We start from the raw sequence: 24,437 nt of genomic DNA on the forward strand, positions 1-24,437 counted from the left end.
CGGAGAAAGACAGAGATAAAGAGCCGGAGAAAGACAAAGATAAGGAACCGGAGAAAGACAGAGATAAGGAACCGGAGAAAGACAAAGATAAGGAACCGGAGAAAGACAGAGATAAAGAACCGGAGAAAGACAGAGATAAGGAACCGGAGAAAGACAGAGATAAGGAACCGGAGAAAGATAGAGATAAAGAACCGGAGAAGGATAAAGAGAAGGAACCAGATAAAGAGACGGATAAGGTTAAAGATAGGGACAAGGACAGAGATAGAGACAGAGATAAAGACAAAGATAAAGACAGGGACAAAGAGAGAGACAAAGATACGGATCAAAACAAAAACACGGCAACGACAACAACAGCAACAACGGCAACAGCAACAAACAACCAAGGAACCCAAAATCCTGCTAAAGTCGAAAAAGAAGGCAATTCGACAACAAAAACGTTTGATGATTTGAAAAACCATAAGTGGGCGCAAAACTCGATCGAGCTGTTGAATTCTAAGGGAATCATTTTAGGAACCTCTGATCACACATTTACTCCAAAAGCGGCCATGAAGGGCGGAGATTTTGCTCTCATCGTGATGAGAATGTTTGATCTGAAATCAGATGTGACAGGAAATACCCCTGATGTCCCACAAAACAGCTATTATTCTGGGGCAGTAACAAGCCTGAGGGATCAAGGAATCATTCAGGGCTTCGAGGGTGAACAGTTTAATCCAGACACGCCTATTACAAGACAAGATCTAATGGTAATCTTGTATCAGGCCATGATTAAGTCCGGTATGGAGCTGAAAAAGGGTGAAACGGCTGAGCTGAATCGTTTTGCCGATTCTAATAAGGTGAAGAATAACGCGAAGGAAGCTATCAGCGCATTAGTAGCAGAAGGAATTGTAAAAGGAGACGGTAAAAATCTCAATCCAACGGCTCCTGCTTCAAGAGCGGAAATTGCAGTGCTGCTCGAACAAGTAGTGCATAAAATGCCTGAGAAGAAATAATCAAATGGTACAGTATTAAAATAGCGCCACTCTAAGGACGTCCAGCGGATGCCTTACGAGTGGCATTTTTATTTAGGAAACGACTTAGTTGATCTGTGGTAAAACCCATAGGAATTCAGTACCTCGTTGTAATTCATACATGCAGCGGGTTTGAACAGTAATACCTTTCGCAGGTGGTGGGGCTGTTTGTCAATCACAATCAGGCGAAGGGTGTAAGAATTGGCTTTTTGCAAAGGCTTTCCGAATGGCGTTGATGGCATTAATACCAGCATAACCTCCACCAACAACAATACAAGCTACTTCCTGCATGCAAATCCTCTCCACGTTTCGGTTTGCACATATAACGATCAAGCAACCAATTTTGTGACAAACGATATGAAGAGAGGGGAAATCAGGATAGCCATATTACGCATGCTGCAACTGATTACATAGACAAAAGGCATTACCAATAGGTGTTACTTCTTTAAAAGCCAAGTAGATTTGACGATATTTCTTTTGCTTTACCTTCCTTATTTCAATATTCTTATGTGATTTGAAAAATAGCTCAGGACCCATCGTAATCCCGATACCCTGAGAGACCATGTTGACGATCGTTTCACAATGAAGAACCTCTAAAATGACATGGGGACATACCTGATGAGCGGTTAAATTTTCTAAAACCAATGTCTGATAAGGGCCTTTTGGCATGATAAAGTCCATCCCAGTTATTTTTTTAATATCAACGACCTTTTGCTGACAAAGGGTGTGGTTTTTAGGCAAACCCAAGACTAATTCATCTTTTTTTACGGGTATCACGTTCAAACGGTGATTGATAGGAGCATCAACAATAAAGCCAATATCTACGGTACCGTTTACAATCCACTCGATGATTTCCCCATAGGTGCCCTCAAATAAAATGACTTTTACACCAGGATAGGTCTTTTTTAAATTAGCCAGCATGGCAGGTAAGATCTGTGATGCCGCGCTTGTAAAGGCCCCTATTTTTAGAGTGCCTTCGAGTTGATTGTTTTGAATCGATAATTCCTGCTTAATAATAGCCTCGCTCTTGAGAATCTGCTGTATATGCGGCAGGATTCGATCGGCAAATGCAGTCCGGCTGATTTCCGCTTGCTTATTTCGGTGTAGCAAAGGATAGCCAAACTCTTTTTCTAAACTAGCAATAGCATGGCTGACTGCTGATTGAGTCATGTTAAGCTGTTCAGCAGCTCGTGTAAAATTCCCTAGCTCAACAACCTTTTGTAATACCTCATATCTAGCTATCGTCATAAGTTATCCTCATACCTTCTATGCATATTATTAATTTCACTAATATGACTATACCCGATAGGATAAGAATTGAACATCAAAGAAAAAGGGTGATTTCCATTGAGAAGGATATATTTATTGCTGTTGGGTATGTTCGCACTAGGTGTGGATGCTTATGTTATGGCTGGAATTTTACCTAGTATCGCTGAAGACTTTCGTGTATCTATTGGGGTCGCAGGACAAACTGTTAGCGTATTTACCTTATGCTATGCGATTGCAGCTCCTGTATTTGCAACCATCATGAGTAAAACAAATGCAAAATATACATTAGTAACAGCTTTATCAATATTCACACTTGCTAACTTTATTACTGCGGTTACGCATCAGTTTAGCCTTTTATTGATTTCAAGAGGATTAGCGGGGATAGGGGCAGGGCTTTACTCGCCATTAGCCTCATCAGCATCAGTTTCCTTAGTTGAGGAAAAGCAAAGGGGGAGGGCGTTAAGTACAATCTTGCTAGGAATGAGTACGGGAACTGTAATAGGCGTCCCTTTGGGGATTTATATTTCCGCTATCTTTGATTGGCGGATCACTATGTGGTTTATTGTATGGATTGGTGTATTAGGAATTGTAGCTGTATGGTGGAAGTTCCCAGAGGTACAATCAAATAGTTTGCCGACACTCAGAGAACGAGTGCGTATGTTTAAAAATAAAGATATAAAGCTTGTTATGATGATAACTGTGCTCCTTAGCTTTTGCAGTTTAGGCTTATATACGTACCTAGATCTTATTATTAGGGCATATGGATTTGAGCAATCGATTGTTTTTATTTGGATGTGGGGGATCGGTGGCATTGCTGGGAGCTTTATCATTGGTTATCTTATGGATTTTTATAAGAGACCCAGAGTTATATTAATGTACTTATTAATCGTGATGCTAGTATCTTTTATCGTAATGGGCAGCATTTATTCCCTGTCAGCCATACTTGCTATCGTCTTGATGCTGTGGGGGGCTAGTGGCTGGGCGGCCTTAGCAACCCAGCAAAAAACACTAGTAGAAATCAGTCCTGAGCATGCTGCTATTTCCATTGCCCTGTTAAGCTCTATCAATTATCTTGCTGGATCAATTGGGACAATGACAAATGGAATATTGCTAGAACAAGGAATGACCCCGGTGATGTTACCTTATCTTACGGGTGGTATCTTAGTGATTGCGATGGGATTACAATGGGTTTTGATAGCAAGAAAATGATAGCTCGAAATCGTATAGGGGACAAACAGCAGGGCTATTGTCTACTTTTTACAAAGGGACCTAGTTAACTAAAGAGGCAAATAGAATAAAAGAAATTCTTACATGCGTTATAATAAGGGTAACCCTTATAAGGAAGTGTAATGATATGAGCAATAAAACAAATGCTTGTCGTTTGCTGGATAAACATAAGGTTCCCTATACGGTGCATGAGTACGAATGGGATGAGGAGCATTTAAACGCAAAACATGTAGCTCAGCAGGTTGATTTGCAAGTAGAGCAGGTTTTTAAAACTCTTGTACTTCGTGGTGATAAGACCGGGGTTATCATGGCTTGTATTCCTGCCCATAAGGAGCTTCACTTAAAATTACTGGCAGCCGTTAGTAAGAATAAGAAGGCAGAAATGGTGCCAATGAAAGAGATACTAGAGTTAACGGGATACATACGGGGCGGGTGTTCACCTCTAGGCACCAAAAAAAATTACCCACTATTTATTGACGAGTCAGCTCTCAGTCTCCAGCTAATTAGTATTAGTGCTGGTAAAAGGGGCTTGCAGATCTTTCTTAATCCCGCTGATTTGATTAAGGTAAGTAAAGCTACTTCTGCGAGCCTGACTATGTAGAGAGATTCTATCTTATCTGTTGAATAACGATATCGAAATGCAGCTCTATTCTTTGGAAGCCTGTAACAGCAAAAACCTTGTTGTTACAGGCTTTTTTTCGTTAGTCTGAAAGTCTTTTGCTTTACGCGATTGGCTAGTTTCTATAACAAATCTATCGTTTGTAAATCGTAATGATTATTATTTGAGTTGACTTGTTTCTGTGAGTGCAGTAGTATATTGGTTAAATCGTAATCGTTACGATTTAATTCTAGCATGCTTTCTATTATCTCCTATACCTGTACGAAAGAAGGGTACTTACATATGGGTGAAAAGCGAGTTCCGGTTACTGTGTTAAGCGGCTATCTTGGAGCGGGCAAGACTTCTATTTTGAATCATGTTTTACACAATCGAGAGGGCCTTCGTGTAGCAGTCATTGTAAACGATCTAAGCGAGGTGAATATCGATTCCAATCTGATAAGGAATGGCGGTGGGATTTCCAGAATAGACGAGAAGGTTGTGGAGCTGTCGAACGGTTGTATTTGCTGTACGCTACGTGAGGATTTATTAGTGGAAGTCGAACGGTTAGTCAATGAGGATCGCTATGATTACATCCTGATTGAATCCACCGGAATAGGAGAGCCGTTACCAGTAGCGCAAACCTTCACGTATGTAGACGAAGAAATGGGGATAGATCTTTCGCGTATGTGCCGGCTGGATACAATGGTGACTGTAGTGGACGCGAACCGTTTTTGGCATGATTTTTCCTCGGGAGAAAGCTTATTGGAGCGCGGCCATGCAGTGGATGAAACAGACACGCGTGAAATCGTCGAATTGCTAATTGACCAAATTGAGTTTTGTGATGTTTTAATCGTAAATAAATGTGACATGGTTGGAGAACAGGATGTAGAGCATTTGGAGCAAATTCTTCGTAAGCTTCAGCCAACGGCAAAATTCATTCGAAGCTCCTATGGCAAGGTTGATCCTAAAGAAATTCTTCATACAGGGCTGTTCGATTTTGAAAAAGCAAGCCAATCTGCTGGATGGTTACAAGAATTACAAAAGCAAAGCCATACTCCAGAGACAGAAGAATACGGAATCTCCGCTTTTGTCTATCGCCGAAGAATTCCGTTTCACCCTGAACGACTATATAAATGGCTTCAGGATTGGCCTGAAAATGTGGTGAGAGCAAAGGGCTTCCTATGGGTTGCTACCCGTAATGACATAGCTTTGACGATTAGTCAGGCAGGTCCATCGATTCAATTGGAGTCAGCGGGCTATTGGGTGTCGGCTTTACCCGAAGAAGAGAAGCAGCAGATACTGGCGGAAGACCCTGAATGGGCTGAAGAATGGGACCCTCAATTCGGAGATCGTATCAATGAGCTTGTATGTATTGGATTTGATCTAGACCAAGGCAATATCATCCGGTCTTTAGATGCTTGCCTTGTAACAAACGAAGAGCTGCATGCAGACTGGAATACATTGAGAGATCCATTGCCAACAAGTGATGTTATTGTCGAGACGCTTAGTAGCCAGGATAATAAATAGAAATGATCAGGAGGATTTAACCAATGAGAGTAACAGTTACCCTGCAATGCACAGAATCTGGAGATCGTACCTACATTACAACAAAAAATAAAAGAAATAATCCCGAACGCCTAGAGCTAAAGAAATATTCCCCTCGTCTAAAAAAACATACTCTTCATCGTGAAACGAAATAGCTGGTAGATAAGACAAAGACACTCTTTTCGCATATAAGAGAAAAGAGTGTCTTAATCATAGTGGGGGATATCTCTTCAACCACATTTGCTAGTAGCTAGAGATTGGATAGCAATGCAACCAGCTAGCAGAGAATCGTGCCGTCAGTATGAGGAAGCAAATGAAGTTTATTTACTGAAATGATTCGCGATAGATTGAAACACAGCAAAATTTTCATCATGATAATCATCTCGGCCGTAATCGGGGTCAGCGCTGGTTTTGACGATTACTACTTTGGCCTTTGGATTCACATAAATGAATTGTCCATAGACTCCAATAGCGCTGTAGGAACCATCTGCGGGATCAGCCTCCCACCATTGGTATTGGTAGCCTAACACTCCCTTAGGATCGTGATTAGGCTGAGGCTTTTCGATCTGTGTGGATTCTTGCACCCACTTTTTGGAGATGATTTGTTTTCCGTTCCAATTTCCTTCATGAAGATATAAGCTTCCAAACTTAGCATAATCCCTAATGGTTGCGTTTAGACCCATAAAGGATAGCTCTGTGCCAAGGCGATCGGTACTCCAGTAAGCATCAGATTCCATTCCAAGAGGCCCCCAGATTTTCTCCTGTAAATATTGGGACGGGGGATTGCCTGTAACCTTACTGATCAGCATGCCAAGAACCTGTGTATCAATGCTGATATAATGCTGAAAAGTTCCGGATGGGCGCTGAGATTGTAGCCCCAATGCATAATCATTTACCGATTTATCGAATAGAAATGTCTTATACATCATCATGTTTATATCTGAAAAGGTGGCGTCATAGTCTTCATCAAAGCTAACTCCAGAAGCCATTCGCAAAATATCCTTAATCGGTACACCATCGTAGCCGCTGCCCTTCAATTCTGGCACATAGTGGGTGATCGGATCATTTACATTTTTAATGAATCCTTCATCAATAGCGATACCAACGAGAGCAGAGATAAATGACTTAGCCACTGACCAAGAAGTAAACCTTGTTTGTTCATTTACACCATTTTGATAGAATTCCTTCACGATCTTATCATCCTTGAGCACTAGTAATCCATTCGTCTTTGTTCGTTGCAAAAAGTCTTCAATAGCTAATGTTTGATCTTTGTATGTATAAGTTTGGGGCAACTCTTTTTGTAATGTTTCAAATTGGAAAACAGGCTGCGATGTTTCTATAGCGCGACTTGGAAAAATATTGTCCATGCTCTGAAAATTATAGCTAAGCTTATCCTTATTCAGCACGTTAATAATGTTCCAATTCCGAATGACTGCCCACATTAGGAGAAGTAATATAGCAGCAACCACGATACTTAGGCTATACCACCATATTTTCTTTTTCGATAGTTGTTTACTCTTCAAGAAATACCCTCCTTTATTTACCTAATTATGGTATATTTGATTATAAGACAGTGGGGTATTCTTATTCAATATATTAGGTTTTTATCCTGTTTTTAGAATATGAGGACTTATGATGTTACATTCATTCGTTTATGGCTAAACAGAACATGAAGTTGCTATGAGGTTATTTTTTGTTTAGAGAGTGTATATACATGTACAATAAGTTCTACATGACAATATCAAAGCAATAAAGTCACTACAGATATAAAATTAATAATTGTAATTTTTTAGACTATTTGTTATGTTTAAGCTGAAAATCAAATATGTGTAGAAACAGGTGCAGATAACCGTTGTTATTTGCTTAAAAGGGAAGTTCGGTTAGAATCCGACGCTGTCCCGCAACTGTAATTGGGAGCTATTCGAAAAAATGCCACTGTTTTCATTCAAATGAAAATGGGAAGGTTCGAATCGCGATGATCATGAGCCAGGAGACCTGCCTGTTTTAGCACACATCAGTTCCTACGAGGATAGGAGGTGTTACGTGCGAGCGATTAAACATGTGGTATTTTTAAATTTTTACATGTTTATTTGAGTTTTTCGCTTTCGCCCATTAACAACAACTTTCTTTTAGGAAGTTGTTTTTTTGCGTGATGCGATGCTTTGGAGTCTAGGAGGGATTTTTTGTTTGGGACAGTAGGGTATTTCAGGAATTATTTCAACACAGCAATCATGAACAATCTAAGTCTAGAAAGTCCTGATTCGCTAGAAGTCATTTATGGTCTATTAGGGAATGAAATCAAGCGACAAGACGTTGCAGAGGAAGTCAAAACAGATTACTATCGCAACCTTGAAAAAGCCTACAAGCTAACCAAAGAACAGTTATTTGGAATGGAGGAAGAGGAATGAATGAGCTTGAAAAATTTTCTCCTGGGCTAGACGGTGTGGTGGCTGCAGAAACAAGCATTTCTTACCTTGATACCATACAAGAGGAAATCGTGATTCGGGGTTACGATCTGATTGAGCTTTCTAAATCCGTTAGCTATGTCGATATTATTCATCTTTTACTGGAGGGACGGCTTCCCGATCAGGCAGAGAAAAACTCTTTGGAAACAAGCATGCTAGAGCGATATGAATTGCCTAGTGCGGTATTTGAGGTTTTAAAGCTGTTGCCTGAGCAGACACACGCTATGGATGGCCTGCGAACAGGAATTTCCGTTCTGGGAGGGTATGATCATGCGATTGAGGATCGCTCCATGCTTGTGAATAAGGAGCGGGCTTACCGGCTACTAGGTCAAGTTCCTAGCATTGCGGCTAATAGTTATCGGATTCTGACCAAAACGGAGATGATCCATCCAGACAAAAATTTACCGTATAGTGCTAACTTCTTCTATATGGTCACCGGGAGAAAGCCATCGCCGATTGAGGAAAAAATATTTGATCTGTCTCTGCTTTTGTACAGCGAGCATGAGATGCCGAATTCCACGTTTACAGCAAGGGTCATCGCTTCTACGCAATCGGATTTGTACGGGGCTTTGACGGGGGCGGTTGCTTCCTTGAAGGGTAGTCTTCATGGGGGGGCAAATGAGGCTGTTATGCACTTATTGCTAGAGGCAGGGACAATTTCCAAGTTCGAGGAGTTGTTACGCACCAAGCTATCCAACAAAGAAAAGATAATGGGATTTGGTCACCGGGTCTATATGAAAAAAATGGACCCTAGAGCGACAATGATGAAAGGAGCGTTACGGCAGCTATGTCATATAAAAGGGGACGATCTTTTATACCACATGTGTGAAGCCGGTGAGAGGATTATGGAGAGGGAAAAGGGACTATACCCGAATTTGGACTACTATGCAGCGCCTGTGTATTGGATGCTTGGGATTCCTATTCCATTGTATACACCTATCTTTTTCGCTGCGAGAACAGCAGGAATTTGCGCACATGTTCTTGAACAGCACGCACAAAATCGTCTATTCCGGCCACGTGTAAAATATGTAGGCGAGCGGCATGTTCTTTGAGGTAGGATTGGGAATTTATGTGTAAGCCAGCAACGCCTACATGATGTTCTGACCAACATCATGTACCATGATAAATAATTTTAAATAGAAAGGGAAGGATACTTTGTTAAAAAATATGGAGATAAACAAAACGGATGAGCTGATCGAGCAAATTACAGATTATGTTTTACATAAGAGGATTACGAGCTTGGAAGCATTTGAGACTGCCAGATATGTCCTGCTGGATACACTTGGTTGTGGAATTTTAGCATTGAGCTATCCAGATTGCACGAAGCTACTTGGACCTATTGTTTTGGGGACAGTTGTTCCCAATGGATGTAGGGTACCAGGTACATCCTTTGTTCTTGACCCAGTGAGAGGCGCCTTTAATATTGGTTGTATGATTCGTTGGCTAGATTACAATGACACGTGGCTAGCGGCAGAATGGGGACATCCATCAGATAATCTGGGCGGAATTTTAGCTGTTGCTGATTATATAAGCCGTGCACGGATCTCGGAGGGGAAACAGCCATTAACGATGCATCAGGTGCTGGAGGCGATGGTGAAAGCACATGAAATTCAGGGAGTGCTGGCATTAGAAAACAGCTTGAATCGAGTCGGGCTTGATCATGTATTGTTTGTTAAAATTGCAACAACAGCAGTTGTAGCACAGATGCTAGGAGGAACTCGGGAAGAAATAAACAACGCATTATCAAATGCTTGGCTTGATAATAGTAGTTTACGGACATATAGGCATGCTCCGAATACAGGATCACGTAAATCTTGGGCTGCTGGCGATGCAACTAGCCGGGGCGTTCAGCTAGCTATGATGGCCTTAAAAGGAGAAATGGGATATCCAACAGCTCTTACTGCACCAGGCTGGGGATTCCAGGATGTCTTGTTCAATAAACAAGAGATAAAGCTAGCTCGACCCTTGGATTCCTATGTAATGGAGAATGTGCTGTTCAAAGTCTCCTATCCAGCCGAATTTCATGCACAAACAGCCGCGGAATGCGCAATCAAGCTTCATCCGGAGGTAATGGCTCGTTTTGATGAGATTGACAGCATTACAATCACAACGCATGAATCAGCTATTCGGATCATTGATAAGGTAGGTCCATTGAATAATCCAGCAGACCGGGATCATTGCTTGCAATATATTACGGCTATCGGCTTGCTATTTGGTGACATTAAAGCAGACCATTATGAAGACCTAGCAGCATCTGATCCAAGAATCGATATCTTACGCAATAAAATGGTGGTTGTTGAAAATAAACAGTACAGCATTGATTATTTAGAACCGAGTAAGCGATCAATCGCAAATGCTGTTCAAGTGCATTATAAAGACGGGTCTTCTTCTGAGCAAATAGAATGCGAATATCCATTAGGGCATCGCTTCCGCAGGGTAGAAGCCATCCCTAAAATCATTGAAAAATTTGTTGAAAATGTAAGCACACATTATTCACAAAAGCAGGTTAGTAAAATAAAAGAAGCATGCATGGATTCAGAAAGGTTAAACAGCATGGCCGTTACTGAATTTATCGAATTATTTTTAATATAGAGAGGGGCAAACGAAATGGCTTGGATTGTCGATCAGCCGTCATCACAAGCTGAATTAGCAATGAAATTCAGGGAATTGATGAATGCTCCCGATCTTTTGCAAATTCCCGGCGCACACGATGCGCTGGCAGCTCTTATGGCGAGGCGGGCGGGATTTTCAGCGCTCTATTTATCCGGTGCAGCTTACACGGCCAGTTGTGGTTTGCCAGACCTAGGAATCGTCACGTCTACTGAGATAGCTCAACGGGCAAAGGAATTGATACGCGCAACTGATTTACCAGTATTAGTAGATATAGATACAGGATTTGGCGGGATTCTTAATGTTTCCCGGACTGCTAGAGAAATGCTAGAGGCTAATGTTGCCGCAGTGCAACTAGAGGATCAGCAGCTTCCCAAAAAATGTGGACATTTAAATGGCAAGAAGCTGGTGACGACAGAAGAAATGGTCCAGAAGATTATCGCGATTAAAAAGGTAGCACCAACGTTAGTACTTGTCGCACGTACTGATGCTAGGTCAGTAGAAGGTTTGGACGCGGCGATAGAAAGGGCACGTTCCTATGGGGAGGCTGGGGCAGATGCCATATTTCCCGAAGCACTAGAATCAGCGGAGGAATTTCGTATGTTTGCCCAGCGTATATCTGCACCTTTACTAGCAAATATGACTGAATTTGGGAAAACTCCTTATTATACAGCAGAGGAATTCGCTAAGCTGGGGTACCGTATGGTTATTTATCCGGTAACGTCGCTTAGAGTGGCGGCTAAGGCATACGAGCGTGTTTTTCAAGTGATGAAAGAACAAGGTACCCAAAAAGGTGAACTAGCTAATATGCAGACTAGAAGCGAATTATACGAAGTAATTTCTTATGAAGAGTTCGAAGCGTTGGATAAGGAAATAGCGAAAACGATTTTGACCAAAGAACAATAGAACAAGGTGTAAAACGGTAAAAAGCGATGAGGGGTTTCTTTGCGGGTCATGTACGTGCAGATACTAACCAGTCGCTTTTTCCTTCACCATGAATGAATAAGGAACGAAATACCCCTGTTCCTTCGAATTGGACAGGATGAAATTAGGGGGAAGGAGTAAGGTAGCTATGAATAATGCGGACCGCTATTCCGTCCTGAATTGGATGAAAAAAGATGAGCGGATGGTACGTAAAGACAGCTCTATTAGAGAAGTTATGCGGGGAATGGTCCAATTAGAGAGTACGGAGCTTCCAGTTCTTGAAAAGGGAAGTTTACTTGGGGTTATCAAATTGCAGGATTGTGTTCAGGGATTGGAGGAAGGAATAGGCTTAGATGGTATCATAGCCCCTTTGCTATCCAAGCGTTTTTATACAGAAACGTCTAGTTTTTCTATGCGGGATATCGAAAGGCTTCCTTTATACATCACAAATGCAAAGAATCAGAAATATGAAGGGGCAATTCGTAACAAGGAACTGCTGATGTACCAGAAGTCTTTGCATGCCATGTCGATGAGAGCCAAGCCAGCTAATGGAGAGGATAAGCCCTCTGCATCGGCTGTCATGGGGGAGATACTTGGGGAAAGCCCGGCTATTATGAAGGCAAAACAAATGGCTAGGAAGGCTGCGATGTCGAGAGCTCCTGTTTTGCTGACGGGAGAAAGTGGGGTTGGAAAGGAACAGTTTGCTCGTGCCATTCACTATCTGGGAATGACCAGAGAAGGTTCCTTTATCCCTGTAAATTGTGCAGCTATTCCAGATAATCTATTAGAATCGGAACTATTTGGCTATGTGGGTGGAGCGTTCACAGGGGCAAACAAGGATGGAAAGCCTGGAAAGTTTGAGCTTGCCCATAGGGGTACATTATTTTTAGATGAAATTGGTGATTTACCGCTATCTACTCAAGTGAAGATTTTAAGGGTTTTACAGGAAAAAGAGATTGAACGCATTGGCAGTGTATCTTCCGTATTTGTAGATTTTCGATTAATCACAGCGACGAATAAAAATTTAGGGGAACTGGTGAAAAGGGGTGAATTTAGAGAGGACCTCTATCATCGGCTTCACGTTATTCCTATTCATATCCCCCCTCTTAGACAAAGAAAAGCTGATATCCCGCGTATTATGGAGGAATACTCCAGCAGACTTTGTACCACTTACGGAACCGCTAAAAAAACAATGGATGAAGAAGCGTTACAACTCTTTTTTAAATACGATTGGCCGGGAAATGTCCGTGAACTAATCAATGTTATGGAAAGAATGTATGTATTGATCGATCACTCTCATATAGGCACAAAAGACTTGCCAGAGGAATTTATATACCATTATCACGCTCAAACGGAATTGAACTCGACGATTGTTTCCTTCCAAAATCGACACAAGAGAGCTATGCCGCATCAAGAAGAGGAAGAAAAAAAACGAATTGAAAATGTCCTAAAGGAGGTCAAAGGGAACAAATCAAAAGCGGCCGAGCGTTTGGGTATCTCACGAGCTACCCTATACAATAAACTAGCTAGGTTTCATGTCTAATAGGAAAGTGTTTACTCTGTCAATTTGTTCAAACAAAATATACAAACTCTTCCTTGTCTCCCCCTTATATTACGGAGGCTATTTATTGGCACAGCCCTTGCAATATAGGTGAGATGTAAGAATGCCGAAGAGGAGGATAGGGATGGGGATAAGAGAAGACAACAAATGTTTGGTCGTAGGATCATGCTTGTTTGATAATCAATCTTTCTTTTCACCCGAGGATTTTGAAGCTGAGGAAGAGCTGATTTCGAAAACAACAGAGCAGTTTGTTCAGAGTGCCATTATTCCCAAATTAGAGAGAATAGAACAACATGACTACAGTGTGACGAGGAAGCTGTTTACACAGGCAGGGGAGCTTGGCCTGTTGGGAGTGGATGTTCCAGAGGCATACGGAGGAGTTTCCTTAGGGAAAAAAGTGTCGGGCTTGGTTGCAGAAAAGATGGGTTATGCTGGTTCCTTTAGCATATCCTTTAATATTCATGCAGGTGTTGGCACACTCCCATATGTATATTATGGGACCGAAGAACAAAAACAACGTATATTGCCCAAGCTAGTGTCAGGGGAATGGATTGCTGGCTATGCCTTAACGGAACCTAACGCTGGTTCTGATGCTCTTCAAGCAAGAACAACTGCATATCTAAACGATGCTGGTACAGCTTGGATTCTAAATGGCGAAAAGCAGTGGATTACCAATGCAAGGATTGCAGATGTTTTTGTGGTATTTGCAAAAACACAGCAGGGGATGACAGCATTTATTGTTGAAAAAGGCGCAAGCGGGGTTTCCATAGGGCCTGAAGAGAAGAAAATGGGGATCAAGGGCTCTTCTACAGCTACGCTACTGTTAGAAGAGGTTTCTATTCCTGTTACCAATGTTCTGGGGGAGGTGGGCAAAGGGCATCGTGTCGCATTAAATATTCTCAACTTAGCTAGGCTTAAGCTGGCGTTTGGTAATATTGGCACAGCAAAGCAGGCACTTCAGTTATCCATTGCGTATGGCACCACACGCCAGCAATTTGGAAAGAAATTGGTCGAGTTCACGATGATCCAAGAAAAGATAGCAAGTATGGCAGTGGCCATTTACGCATCGGAGAGCGCTGCTTATCGAACAGCAGGCGTAATCGATGATTTTTTACACAGCAAGGAAGAGGCGAGTAACGAACTATCTAAATATGCAATGGAGTGTGCCATTAATAAAGTTGTAAGCTCCGAAGCGTTAGCCTGGATTGTGGATGAAGCGGTTCAAATTCATGGTGGATATGGCTATATGCAGGATTATCAAGTGGAGCGATTATATCGTGACGCTAGGATTAGTCGCATTTTTGAAGGGACAAATGAAATCAATCGCCTAACGATTGCAAGAGCGCTGTTAAAAAGGACTGTTGAAAAAGAAGAGATCGGAATGCATGACAAGCTTAGTAGAAATCAGCAGTTTCTCTACTACTCCAAGCAGTTGTTTCATGCCGCGTTAGAAATGCTTGCAAAGCGGATGAATCAGCAAGTGGAGCAGGAACAGGAATACCTGCGATTACTAGCTGATAGTATCCGGGATATCTATATGATGGAGTCCGTACTTATTCGGAATCAGAAGGCGAGGGCAAAGCATGGAGCAAATAAAGAAGAAGTAAAACAATTGATGACGGATGTGCTTTGTGAGGAAGGCTATCGTCAAGTAGAAGCGGCTACGATATCCATTATTTCAAGCCTAGAGTCTAAGGAAACAAGCAGGAGGGCGCTCTTGGACAGTATTCGATCCAAAACACTCTCCATGTACTCAAATCTCGTGTTTGCGAAGCGGAAAATTGCGAATAAAATGATACTTTCAGGTAAGTACGTAGTTGAAGGGGGCTGAAGGTAATGAAGCAGATAGGGTTTATCGGACTGGGGAATATGGGGCTTCCGATGGCTAAGAACCTAGTGGAATCCAATTTCCAGGTATATGGGATCGACGTAAATAAAGAGGCAGAAGCTTCCTTTAAACGAGCAGGCGGATTCGTTGATGTTGATCTTCCAAGCATGACGGCCATGTGCGAGGTTATATTCACCAGCCTTCCCTCCCCTCAAGTAGTAGAGGATATATATCTAGGAAAAGAGGGGCTTATCGAGCATAGCCATTCTAGCCTTATTTTCATTGACACAAGTACGGTTTCACCTGATGTAAATGTGAGGATATTGCAAGCGGCCAACGCCAAAGGAGTGCATTTTCTAGCTGCTCCTGTCAGCGGAGGGGTCATTGGTGCGATTAATCGGACGCTTACTTTTATGGTGGGAGGGTCAAAGGAAATCTATGAACGGGTTCTGCCCATTATGAAAGTGTTAGGAACCCATATTTTTCATGTGAGCGACCAGATAGATAGCGGAACCAATACGAAGATCATTAATAATCTACTGATTGGTTTTTATACAGCAGGAGTAAGTGAGGCTCTTACCTTAGCGCAAAAGAACAAGATGAATCTAGACACTCTATTTCAGATAGTAAATGTCAGTTATGGGCAAAGCAGAATCTACGAAAGAAATTACAGAAGCTTTATCGCCCCTGATGACTATAACCCTGGCTTTGCATTGAAGCTACTCCTAAAGGATTTAGGCTTAGCCCTCGATTTAGCCGAAAATAGCGAATTAGATTTGCCTATTAGTAAGGCCTTGTTCAAGCTTTATGAAGAAGCTGAAAAAGAGGGATGGGGAGAACAGGATATGTCTGTTCTCTATAAAAAAATGAATGAACAAGCCAAAAGCATTCTCTAAAAAGGAGTGAATGATATGGTAACGCTGCAGGTAAAAACCATTCAGAATCATATTAATGGAGAATGGATGGATTCAACAGGCTCAGAATATGAAAAAGTCCCCAATCCAGCCACAGGAAAAACAATCGCGATCGTTCCCTTATCCACGAGACTGGATGTAGATCGCGCCGTACAAGCAGCAGCTCAGGCTTACACGAGATGGGCGGAGGTGCCGATTCCCAATCGGGCAAGATTACTGTATACATTTCTCCAATTATTGCAACAGCATAAGCAGGAGCTTGCTGAAATTATCACATTAGAGAATGGAAAAACATGGAAGGATGCCAGCGGAGAAGTACAGCGGGGAATTGAAGTAGTGGAGCTTGCTACATCAGCACCAAGCCTACTGATGGGTGAGACCCTGCCTACTATTGCTGAAGGAATTGACGGGTCTATTTGGCGTTATCCGCTTGGGGTAGTGGCAGGTATTACGCCTTTTAACTTTCCAATGATGGTACCGCTATGGATGTTCCCACTTGCGATCGCATGCGGTAATACCTTTGTGTTAAAAGTCTCTGAGCGTACTCCTATTTTAGCAGGAAGATTAGTTGAACTGTTTTATGAGGCAGGGTTTCCAAAGGGAGTCTTGAACTTGGTGCATGGCGGTAAGGAGGTAGTAAATGGCATAGTGGAGCATTCTGACATTAAAGCAATCTCCTTCGTAGGCTCGGAGCCTGTTGCCAAATATGTATATCAGGTGGGTACTGCTAATGGAAAGCGTGTTCAGGCTTTAGCTGGTGCAAAAAATCATGCTATTGTTATGCCGGATTGCCATCTGGAAAAGACGGTTGCGGGGGTAGTGGGAGCGGCCTTTGGAAGTAGTGGAGAGCGTTGTATGGCATGCTCAGTAGTTGCTGTGGCAGATGAAATTGCTGATCAGTTCATTGAAGCATTGGTTGAGGAAACACGTAAATTAAAAACGGGTGATGGGCGTTATGAGCAGAATTTTGTGGGCCCCTTAATTCGTGAAGCTCATAAGGAGCGCGTATTGGGGTATATCGAGTCCGGGATAGAGGAGGGAGCTACTCTATTAGTTGATGGCCGGAATGTGGAGGAAGAGGGGGGATATTACGTAGGGGCTACTATATTTGATCAGGTACAGCCAGATATGAAAATTTGGCAGGATGAAATTTTTGCCCCCGTTCTGAGTATTGTCCGAGTAAAAAATCTTGAAGAAGGTATAAAGCTGGCTAATCAATCCAAGTTTGCTAATGGAGCTGTCATTTATACATCAAGTGGAAAGCATGTTCAAATGTTCCGAGATCAAATTGATGCGGGGATGATTGGGGTAAATGTAAATGTTCCAGCTCCTATGGCTTTCTTCTCCTTTGCAGGCAACAAGGCCTCCTTCTATGGAGATTTAGGGACGAATGGCAAGGATGGCGTTCAATTTTTCACGCGCAAAAAAGTAGTAACGCAGCGCTGGTTTTAATCACCAAAAAAGCCGATTCCTTTGAGATCGGCTTTTTTTTAGCTTATTCATGAAAAAACTTCTGCACCATCTCTTCATGAACATCAGATAATTGTTTATATTGATAGCTCGGACTATTGTCCTTATCGATCACAACAGAACGAACCCCTTCATAAAAATCGTTGTGTTTCATGAAGTTTTTGGCAAGAATAAGATCGTTTGTAAAGCATTCCTCTAGCGTTGCGCGCTCTCCCTTGATCTGTTGCTGCAAGGTTACTTTTAGGGAAAGAGGAGATTTCGACAACAGAGTTTCCCGTGTTTTGATTGTGAATTCATTGGGAGTCTGTTCAAGAGAGCTGATGATTTCCTCGACCGTAGAAAATGCAAAGTGACGGTCAATTTCTTCCTGCCATAAGGCAAGCTCACTCTTTAAGACGGAGGTCTGTGAATAGGCTTGAATCTGTTTTTCTAAAGTCCGAGCTACGTCCTGCTGCTGCCAATTTGTTTCTTCTACCTGATGTAAAAAGTTATGGAAGACTTCGCTTGGAATGCAGGCATCAGCACCATTTATATAAAGCACATCTTCAGGACGAATAACCGTTGCGGTCAAGGCCAAATAACGCCCTATTTTTCCCGGGGCCCGATTTAAAAAATAAGCTGCCCCCACATCAGGGAAAAAACCGATATTCATTTCAGGCATCGCCCATCTTGTCTGATTAGTCACAATTCTGTGGCTGCAACCATAGGTAAGACCTGCACCGCCCCCCATCACGATACCATCCAGGCAAGCAAGAATGGGCTTGGAATAACGGTACATATATTGGTCGAGCTGATATTCCACTTCAAAAAAACGCTGTGCTTTTTGCAAGGACAGAACGTTGTTTTTGGCTTCATACAGTGCCTTAATATCTCCCCCTGCACAAAATCCCTTTGACCCAGCTCCCTTTAGAATAATCAGGCTAATGGTCTGATCGGTCTCCCATTCCTTTAGCTTTTCTAACATGGGCAACAGCATCTCCAAAGAGAGGGAGTTAAGAGCCTTTGGCCGGTTTAATAAAATGGTGCCTATTCCATTCTTCACAGTAAATAGAACATCCTCAGTCATGCACATCCTCCTTATGATTGGGTAAAATTAGGCTTGCGCTTCTGGACAAAAGCATGGATGCCTTCCCTAGCATCGTTCGTTTTACATAATTCGGCAAAGCGATGGCGTTCTCTTTTTAGTCCGTGTTGTACATCCTCCTGATAACCTTGCATGATGCATTCTATGGTACGAGTTATACTTGTCATGCTTTTTCCCTCAATAAAAGATTCAGCCGTTTTTATTGCCGCTGAAATCAATTCTTCTCCAGTAACAACCTGTTGGATGATACCTAGCTCATAAGCTTCTCTACTGGTTATCTGCTTGCTTGTCAAAATGATCTCCAAGGCTGTCGCAGGATTTGTTAGGCGACTAAGGCGTTGGGTTCCGCCAAAAGCCGGGAGTAGACCAAGCTTTAATTCAGGGAGACCAAGAATAGCCTGCTCGGTGGCGATTCGATAATGACACCCCAAGGCCACTTCAAGGCCTCCTCCTAATGCGGGGCCATTAATGGCGGCAATCACTGGCTTGTTCATTGCTTCAATTTCATCACAGAGAGCTTGCCCGGCTGTAGCCATTGCTAATGCCTCTGCTTCGTTGCCAAGAACAGTGACGAATTCCTTAATATCAGCACCTGCAATAAAAAAACGGCCGAATCCCGTCAAGATAATCGCTCTTGTGGCTTCGTCATTGGCAAGAGTATGGAAAACGGAGCGCAATTCTTTAATAGATGCAGAGGATAATGTATTAGCTGGCGGGTTATTTATTTCTACAATGGTAATAAAATTTCGTTTTGAGATAGCAGTGAATGTATTCTTCATAAAGCGTACCTCCTTGGCATGATATAAAGGTTCATCATGCAAAAATTGCACCAACCAAGAGATACGCTTCTTAAAAGGATAAAGCAGGAAAGAACTTGTCAAAGTGTCTATACAAAACAGACAGTTTGACATGACGTTTTTCATGATAGGGGAAATGATGCTCGCTTTACTTATAGGAAATCATGCCACCCACTATCGTTAGGTATGTACACTGAAACGGGAAAAGAAGTGCCAAATAAGCTGTCTCCTGCTGGTTACCCCTGTTTTCGCGAAGATAGATTTAAGATGATCCTGCATCGTATAGGCGGAAATATGGAGCGAATGGGCGATCTCTTTGGTAGAGAACCCTTTAACAAGCTGATCGAGTATTTGCTTTTCACGCTCTGATAACCCATAGGCTTCGGATATGAGAGGCAGGATGTCAGAGGGTTTAGCTGGTTGGAACCAGACTGCCAATTGGACAGAATCGAGTAGCAAACGCCTGATCCTTCAGGCGGCTTTAGCCTTCAAGACGAGTAACCAATCAGTCCTTCATTTCCAAAACACGTAACACAGCTTGTCTCCAAATTTCTGCGTAATCTAAATCAAAGCCCATAAGCATGTAATTCCCGATATTATCAAACACCATAGTAAGAATATGGGCTTTTGTGGTCAGGTTTTTATTTGATAGAATCCCAAGTTCTGCGCCTCTCGTTATTAAATCTGAGAATCCAGCAAGAAATCCCTCTAAGACATGATGTAATCTTTGCTGATATTTCTCGTTTCGAGTGGAGAGTAAAAGAAATTCATTGAAAATTAGCGATATATATGTATCTTCTTTTTGAGCCTCTATCATCTGATAGCCATCGGATAATAATTGAGCTTGGAAATTTTCTTTTGTGTATGCCTCAATTGAAAAGGATTTTTTAAAATCAATTGCTTTACAAATTTCTTCAAAGAGAAAGTCGATGAGGGCTTCTTTCGATTCAAAGTAGTAATAAATGGCAGGCTTAGAAATTCCGACTTCTTTTGCAATCATAGCTAAGCTGGTTTTTTCAAACCCATTTTCGGCAAAAAGCCTATAGGCAGTTTCAACAATTGTTGTATAGGTGTCGATTTTGTTCATGATAATTGCTCCTTTATGAACCAATTGTATTTCTAGTAAGGGGCAGTCCTCGGCTGATTTTATATGCAAATGGTATCACAATCAGATATGAATTTGTCTTCCTACATAATCGTACACTTCACTTTCATTTGGTGTACACAGGATGTATACATGAAAAGTCTATACTAGCTGCAAAGGTTAAGAATTAGGAGGAATTGCAGATGAAAAAACAAGCAGGACTTGCTTTTTTAACGATAGCAGTGGGTCTATCAATTGTTTCTTTACCAAGTATTTTCGCATCAGCACAAACGATTCAACCAACCATAAGCGATACTCAGCCGGTAAGCTCTACTTCTTGTAGTACATATGCATCGGCAGGGATTGAAGACGAAAAGGAATTTACAGATTACCTTTATAGCCTGCAAAAAGCCATTTCTATAATGCTTACGATAAAATTATGACACTGCCAGTAACCAAGTCAATACACGGGCAAAAGGAAAAGGACCTGTTTATCAATGATCAGGGCATTATGATCGGTGATGGGGAAGCCTGGATCAGTAAAATCAATAACAAGCTTGGAATATATGCAATTAATCGGTAAGCATTACCCTTCTCCCTCGGGCTATACTAGAATGATAGTAATTCAAAGGCAACTGAGGTGTTTTACAAAATGAAACGCAGTATTTTATTAGTGGAAAACATCAACTTGGGGGAAGACAAAAATGAAATCCTATAAAACAATCGTCACTGCTTTGACTATCTCTGGGATGCTAATGACATCAATGCCTGCTTGGACTGTTGAAGCAGGATTATCGGTGATGGCACAAGAGCAAAGATACAGGAAGACGATCGCTAATTTGGATGGGAAGACAGTTGGGTTGGCTAAGAATGCCTTGAAAAAACTAGCTGGAAAAGATGTTGAATTATACGGTGTAGAGGATGGAGTTGATGGACAGATCTTTATCTATCCCAAGTCCGGCAAAGCAAAAGGTCAGGTTGTTTTTAATCAAAAAACAGGCAAAATCTATAGTGCCATCCTCTATCTAACTGTTAAAGAACTAGATGCAATTAGCCCTTCCTATAAGAATAAGGCTCTTGCTGAATTGAAAAAAGCGGAGCCTAAACGCGCGACTGCGTTTCATAAGGTTAGCCGAGTCATGGGCAACCTGCCTTCTAATGGAGTAATGACGTCGATCGAGGGAAATGATATCAACGTTACTTATGAAAATGACACATTGGCAAGCATTACGATCCAATATGACTTTAAACAAGTGAACCCTAAAATGGTGAAGGCTGCCCAACAGGCAATGAATAATTATTCAGGTACAAGGAAAATTACTCCTCATCATTGGATTCGTGTATATCGGAGTATAAATGGTAAAAATGATACCCTGTCCTTTCAGGGAACGACTTCTATGATAGAGATAGGTACCAGCACAGGTAAAGTGGTTCATGTTTCCTCCCTGGACCTAATGCCTACTATTACGCCGGAGAACGAGAAGAAGTGTAAAAAAATATCAAATAAGCAAATAAGTATGAATGCGAGTATAGAAGTAAAGCAGGTATTCGGAATTAATATAAAAGGATACTCCATGAAACGTGATCGGGATACGGTCACCTTTCACAAGAAGGGCGCTCCAACAGTGACAGGTAAAATCAATATGAAAGGCCAATTCTGGAGCTTGTCGGTTACTGCGTAATCTCCATGGTCATAAAAAACAGTAAATATGATTCATATGACAGCCCTCTATTAGATTATCTCTATCTAGTAGAGGGTTGCTTTCTATTTTTCATGGTAACGAAGCAATTATGTCTCCTTTGTCTGGTTTAGGAGCTCTACTCAATTACATCTTTTTTTAAAAATATTGACAATATACAATCAGTTCTATAAAATTATAACTAAAATTGTTCTAAAAAATTAGAACTAAAAAGGATGAGGACAGCATGTACAAATTGGAAGTGGACGATTCACCTGTATATGAGTTTGTTACAAGTCTGTATTATTACGTAAATAAGGATCGGTTAAAGATATATGACTTAGGTTCTGATTGGAAGAAGGAGGTAGACCAAAAGCTACAGTCTACCTTTAAGGAAGCATTAAAAGATAAGCGAATGGAGATTCTTCATCGTTTTAGCCTGCTGATACATAAATGTCCGGGGGAACGGACGCCAGAGAATTTTATTAAGTGGTTTGAACAGCTATCTACAGTTGAAATGTATGATTGTATGCGGCCGTGGGTAGATGTCATTCCTATGGATATGGTTGATTTACATCAGCATTTTGTTTATCTCTTTACTGAATGGAATGAGCAATATTTCAAGCATATCGACCCTTCTATATTAGAAGCGCTTGAAAATGATGCAAATGAAAAAAGGGAGCTTATAAAGAAGATGGACCCTGTTGATATTGTGGAACACAGCACGAATGGCATACGAATTGAATCGGAACATATTCAAAAGCTATTGCTGGTTCCTCAATATCATTACGCACCTTTGAGCGTAGTCGATTATTATAAAGGATTTGTAACCTGCCTCTATCCAATAGAACTACAAGGGAACTCGCCCTATATCTCAAGACGAACAATTACAATGTTTAATAGCTTGTCTGATGAGAACCGGATTCTTATTTTAAAAAGTCTGTATGCGAAGCCTCGAACATTTAAGGAGCTAACTGAAATAACGCAATTAGCAAAAAGTAATCTTCATTATCATCTAAGCTTGCTTCGGTGCGCAGGTCTGATTTGTGCCCACCATTCAAGTGAGAGAGTAATTAACTATAGTCTTCGTATACAGCAGATTACGACTATGCAGGATAGATTGCTTACCTATATAAAGGAGAATGAGTAATGCTACAAGCATGGAAGGAGTTCCATCCTGTTGTAAAGCTCATTTTAATTGGCTCCGTATTAATGAACGTTGGAAATGGGATGATTATTCCCTATTTTGCCATTTACTTAGGCGAACATACTAATCTTTCCATTACTCAGATCGGTTTTTTGATCGGTTCTAGTTCATTGGCAGCGATGTTTGGTGGATTTTTAGGAGGAAGTTTGTCAGATTTAATCGGAAGGAAAAAGGTCATGATGGCATCCCTTATTCTCTCAGCTATCATGTTAATTGGATTAACATTCCATGAATTTCCTGCCATACTGATGCTAGTGACAATAGGTAGAGGTTTTACGCTGTCGTTTTTTGAGCCTTGTTCGAAGGCATTAATAGCTGACCTTACCGAGAGTGGGAAAAGGCTTCGCGCCTTTTCAATGAAATACTTTTGTGGGAATCTGGGATTGGCTATTGGGCCCATAGTAGGTACAGTCCTAGGCTTACAAGCAACTAGCACGCTTCCCTTCTATATTTCTTGTGCTGTTTTTCTATTCTATGGTTTGTTATTACATCTATTGTTTGCAAAATATAAGGTTACTTCTATTTCAGCACAGCAAGAGAAGGTGACCTTTCGAGCATCGATGAAAGCGTTGGGCAGAGATAAAATTTTGTTTTTATTCCTTCTGGGAGGATTGTTAGCGACCACCGTTCATGGACAATTTTCCGTGACTCTTTCTCAATATTTTTACGCAGATCGAAAGAGTGCCATTGCATTCTTAGGAGTCTTATGGTCTGCCCATGCGCTTGTTATCATTATGTTGAGTATCCCTATTTTGCGTCTTATGGAAAAAAGAACCTCCTTGCAATCGATTGTGATTGGAACTTCATTATTTTGTGCGGGCATCATTGGTTTTGCTTTCTCGCTAAGCCTTACATCATTTCTCATTTCAATGATCATTTTTACTATAGGTGAAATATTCTTGATACCTGCTGAATATGCGATCATTGATGAGATTACGCCTGATCATATTCGCGGAACTTATTTTGGAGCAGTTAGCTTTACCACACTAGGCTCATTTATCGGACCGGGAGTGTCAGGTATGATTCTGTCACATTTTAATGGATTTACGATGTTCCTATTTTTAGCTCTTTTATCTCTTGGTAGCATTATCTTTTATGTTGGGGGAACCCGCTTAAAAGAACAGAGGACGTCAGTCTCCATTCATGAATAGAATAAAAATCGAACCAA

23 protein-coding genes, 1 pseudogene and 1 riboswitch are annotated in these 24,437 nt (G+C 41.5%); of the genes and pseudogenes, 18 read left to right on the top strand and 6 right to left on the bottom strand.

What is annotated here, in order from left to right:
* On the top strand, positions 1-989 hold a 989-nt coding region (locus AYJ08_RS13135), incomplete at its 5' end, for an S-layer homology domain-containing protein (protein WP_197490660.1).
* A 405-nt stretch (positions 990-1,394) separates the two neighbouring features.
* Here the strand turns inward: AYJ08_RS13135 and AYJ08_RS13140 are convergent.
* Positions 1,395-2,255 (bottom strand): LysR family transcriptional regulator, encoded by an 861-nt coding sequence (locus AYJ08_RS13140; RefSeq protein WP_064018096.1) that lies wholly within the window; start codon positions 2,253-2,255, stop codon positions 1,395-1,397.
* A 99-nt stretch (positions 2,256-2,354) separates the two neighbouring features.
* Here AYJ08_RS13140 and AYJ08_RS13145 point away from each other — a divergent pair, with 99 nt between their 5' ends.
* From AYJ08_RS13145 to rpmG, 4 genes are all read left to right on the top strand, one after another.
* Positions 2,355-3,485: an MFS transporter gene (locus AYJ08_RS13145; protein WP_064018097.1), complete on the top strand. Its 1,131-nt coding sequence runs from the start codon at positions 2,355-2,357 to the stop codon at positions 3,483-3,485.
* Positions 3,486-3,630: 145 nt separating this feature from the next.
* Positions 3,631-4,104 carry a Cys-tRNA(Pro) deacylase gene (ybaK, locus tag AYJ08_RS13150; protein WP_064018098.1) on the top strand — a complete coding sequence of 158 codons (474 nt, stop codon included), beginning with the start codon at positions 3,631-3,633 and terminating at the stop codon, positions 4,102-4,104.
* Positions 4,105-4,404: 300 nt separating this feature from the next.
* The gene (locus tag AYJ08_RS13155) at positions 4,405-5,628 is read left to right on the top strand and encodes a GTP-binding protein (RefSeq protein WP_064018099.1); all 1,224 of its coding nucleotides are present in this window, start codon (positions 4,405-4,407) and stop codon (positions 5,626-5,628) included.
* Positions 5,629-5,651: 23 nt separating this feature from the next.
* Entirely contained in the window at positions 5,652-5,801 is a 150-nt protein-coding gene (gene rpmG, locus AYJ08_RS13160; RefSeq protein ID WP_064018100.1) for a 50S ribosomal protein L33, read from the top strand.
* A 165-nt stretch (positions 5,802-5,966) separates the two neighbouring features.
* Here rpmG and AYJ08_RS13165 read toward each other — a convergent pair whose 3' ends face one another.
* Positions 5,967-7,169, bottom strand: coding sequence for a serine hydrolase domain-containing protein (locus AYJ08_RS13165; protein WP_064018101.1), 1,203 nt, complete (start codon positions 7,167-7,169; stop codon positions 5,967-5,969).
* Between the two features lie 297 nt (positions 7,170-7,466).
* A riboswitch (cobalamin riboswitch) is annotated at positions 7,467-7,663 on the top strand.
* A gap of 166 nt (positions 7,664-7,829) precedes the next feature.
* Between AYJ08_RS13165 and AYJ08_RS13170 the strand changes: the two genes are divergently transcribed.
* The 8 genes from AYJ08_RS13170 (at position 7,830) to AYJ08_RS13205 (ending at position 17,400) form a co-directional block, all read left to right on the top strand.
* The gene (locus tag AYJ08_RS13170; protein WP_064018102.1) at positions 7,830-8,054 is read left to right on the top strand and encodes a hypothetical protein; all 225 of its coding nucleotides are present in this window, start codon (positions 7,830-7,832) and stop codon (positions 8,052-8,054) included.
* The gene (gene mmgD / locus AYJ08_RS13175; protein ID WP_064018103.1) at positions 8,051-9,163 is read left to right on the top strand and encodes a citrate synthase; all 1,113 of its coding nucleotides are present in this window, start codon (positions 8,051-8,053) and stop codon (positions 9,161-9,163) included. The genes AYJ08_RS13170 and mmgD overlap by 4 nt, the downstream gene beginning before the upstream one ends.
* A gap of 115 nt (positions 9,164-9,278) precedes the next feature.
* Positions 9,279-10,703: a 2-methylcitrate dehydratase gene (prpD, locus tag AYJ08_RS13180; RefSeq protein ID WP_369799682.1), complete on the top strand. Its 1,425-nt coding sequence runs from the start codon at positions 9,279-9,281 to the stop codon at positions 10,701-10,703.
* A 15-nt stretch (positions 10,704-10,718) separates the two neighbouring features.
* The gene (gene prpB, locus AYJ08_RS13185) at positions 10,719-11,627 is read left to right on the top strand and encodes a methylisocitrate lyase (RefSeq protein ID WP_064018105.1); all 909 of its coding nucleotides are present in this window, start codon (positions 10,719-10,721) and stop codon (positions 11,625-11,627) included.
* Positions 11,628-11,793: 166 nt separating this feature from the next.
* Positions 11,794-13,188: a sigma 54-interacting transcriptional regulator gene (locus tag AYJ08_RS13190; RefSeq protein WP_064018106.1), complete on the top strand. Its 1,395-nt coding sequence runs from the start codon at positions 11,794-11,796 to the stop codon at positions 13,186-13,188.
* Between the two features lie 142 nt (positions 13,189-13,330).
* Positions 13,331-15,037 (top strand): acyl-CoA dehydrogenase family protein, encoded by a 1,707-nt coding sequence (locus AYJ08_RS13195; protein ID WP_064018107.1) that lies wholly within the window; start codon positions 13,331-13,333, stop codon positions 15,035-15,037.
* Positions 15,038-15,042: 5 nt separating this feature from the next.
* A complete protein-coding gene (locus AYJ08_RS13200; RefSeq protein ID WP_064018108.1) occupies positions 15,043-15,930 on the top strand; it encodes an NAD(P)-dependent oxidoreductase in 888 nt (295 codons plus the stop codon).
* 15 nt (positions 15,931-15,945) lie between these two features.
* The gene (locus AYJ08_RS13205; protein WP_064018109.1) at positions 15,946-17,400 is read left to right on the top strand and encodes a CoA-acylating methylmalonate-semialdehyde dehydrogenase; all 1,455 of its coding nucleotides are present in this window, start codon (positions 15,946-15,948) and stop codon (positions 17,398-17,400) included.
* Between the two features lie 43 nt (positions 17,401-17,443).
* Here the strand turns inward: AYJ08_RS13205 and AYJ08_RS13210 are convergent, their stop codons facing one another.
* From AYJ08_RS13210 to AYJ08_RS13225, 4 genes and pseudogenes are all read right to left on the bottom strand, one after another.
* On the bottom strand, positions 17,444-18,484 hold the full coding sequence (locus tag AYJ08_RS13210; RefSeq protein ID WP_064018110.1) for an enoyl-CoA hydratase/isomerase family protein: 1,041 nt from the start codon (positions 18,482-18,484) through the stop codon (positions 17,444-17,446).
* 11 nt (positions 18,485-18,495) lie between these two features.
* Positions 18,496-19,281, bottom strand: a complete 786-nt coding sequence (locus AYJ08_RS13215; protein WP_064018111.1) for an enoyl-CoA hydratase-related protein — start codon at positions 19,279-19,281, stop codon at positions 18,496-18,498.
* Between the two features lie 198 nt (positions 19,282-19,479).
* Positions 19,480-19,746, bottom strand: a pseudogene (locus AYJ08_RS13220) (response regulator transcription factor); the annotation flags it as partial.
* A 58-nt stretch (positions 19,747-19,804) separates the two neighbouring features.
* A complete protein-coding gene (locus AYJ08_RS13225) occupies positions 19,805-20,386 on the bottom strand; it encodes a TetR/AcrR family transcriptional regulator (RefSeq protein WP_064018113.1) in 582 nt (193 codons plus the stop codon).
* 200 nt (positions 20,387-20,586) lie between these two features.
* Here AYJ08_RS13225 and AYJ08_RS13230 point away from each other — a divergent pair, with 200 nt between their 5' ends.
* The 5 genes from AYJ08_RS13230 (at position 20,587) to AYJ08_RS13245 (ending at position 24,420) form a co-directional block, all read left to right on the top strand.
* Complete coding sequence (locus tag AYJ08_RS13230) at positions 20,587-20,826, top strand: hypothetical protein (RefSeq protein ID WP_064018114.1); 240 nt, start codon at positions 20,587-20,589, stop codon at positions 20,824-20,826.
* Positions 20,823-20,966, top strand: coding sequence for a hypothetical protein (locus tag AYJ08_RS24490; protein WP_231929107.1), 144 nt, complete (start codon positions 20,823-20,825; stop codon positions 20,964-20,966). Before AYJ08_RS13230 ends, AYJ08_RS24490 begins: the two co-directional genes overlap by 4 nt.
* A 121-nt stretch (positions 20,967-21,087) precedes the next feature.
* A complete protein-coding gene (locus AYJ08_RS13235; RefSeq protein ID WP_064018115.1) occupies positions 21,088-22,065 on the top strand; it encodes a hypothetical protein in 978 nt (325 codons plus the stop codon).
* Positions 22,066-22,309: 244 nt separating this feature from the next.
* A complete protein-coding gene (locus AYJ08_RS13240; RefSeq protein WP_064018116.1) occupies positions 22,310-23,212 on the top strand; it encodes an ArsR/SmtB family transcription factor in 903 nt (300 codons plus the stop codon).
* Positions 23,212-24,420, top strand: coding sequence for an MDR family MFS transporter (locus tag AYJ08_RS13245; RefSeq protein ID WP_064018117.1), 1,209 nt, complete (start codon positions 23,212-23,214; stop codon positions 24,418-24,420). The genes AYJ08_RS13240 and AYJ08_RS13245 overlap by 1 nt, the downstream gene beginning before the upstream one ends.
* Positions 24,421-24,437 lie beyond the last annotated feature (17 nt).

It is taken from the genome of Brevibacillus sp. SKDU10, assembly GCF_001645205.1.
GTDB classification, from domain to species: domain Bacteria; phylum Bacillota; class Bacilli; order Brevibacillales; family Brevibacillaceae; genus Brevibacillus_B; species Brevibacillus_B halotolerans.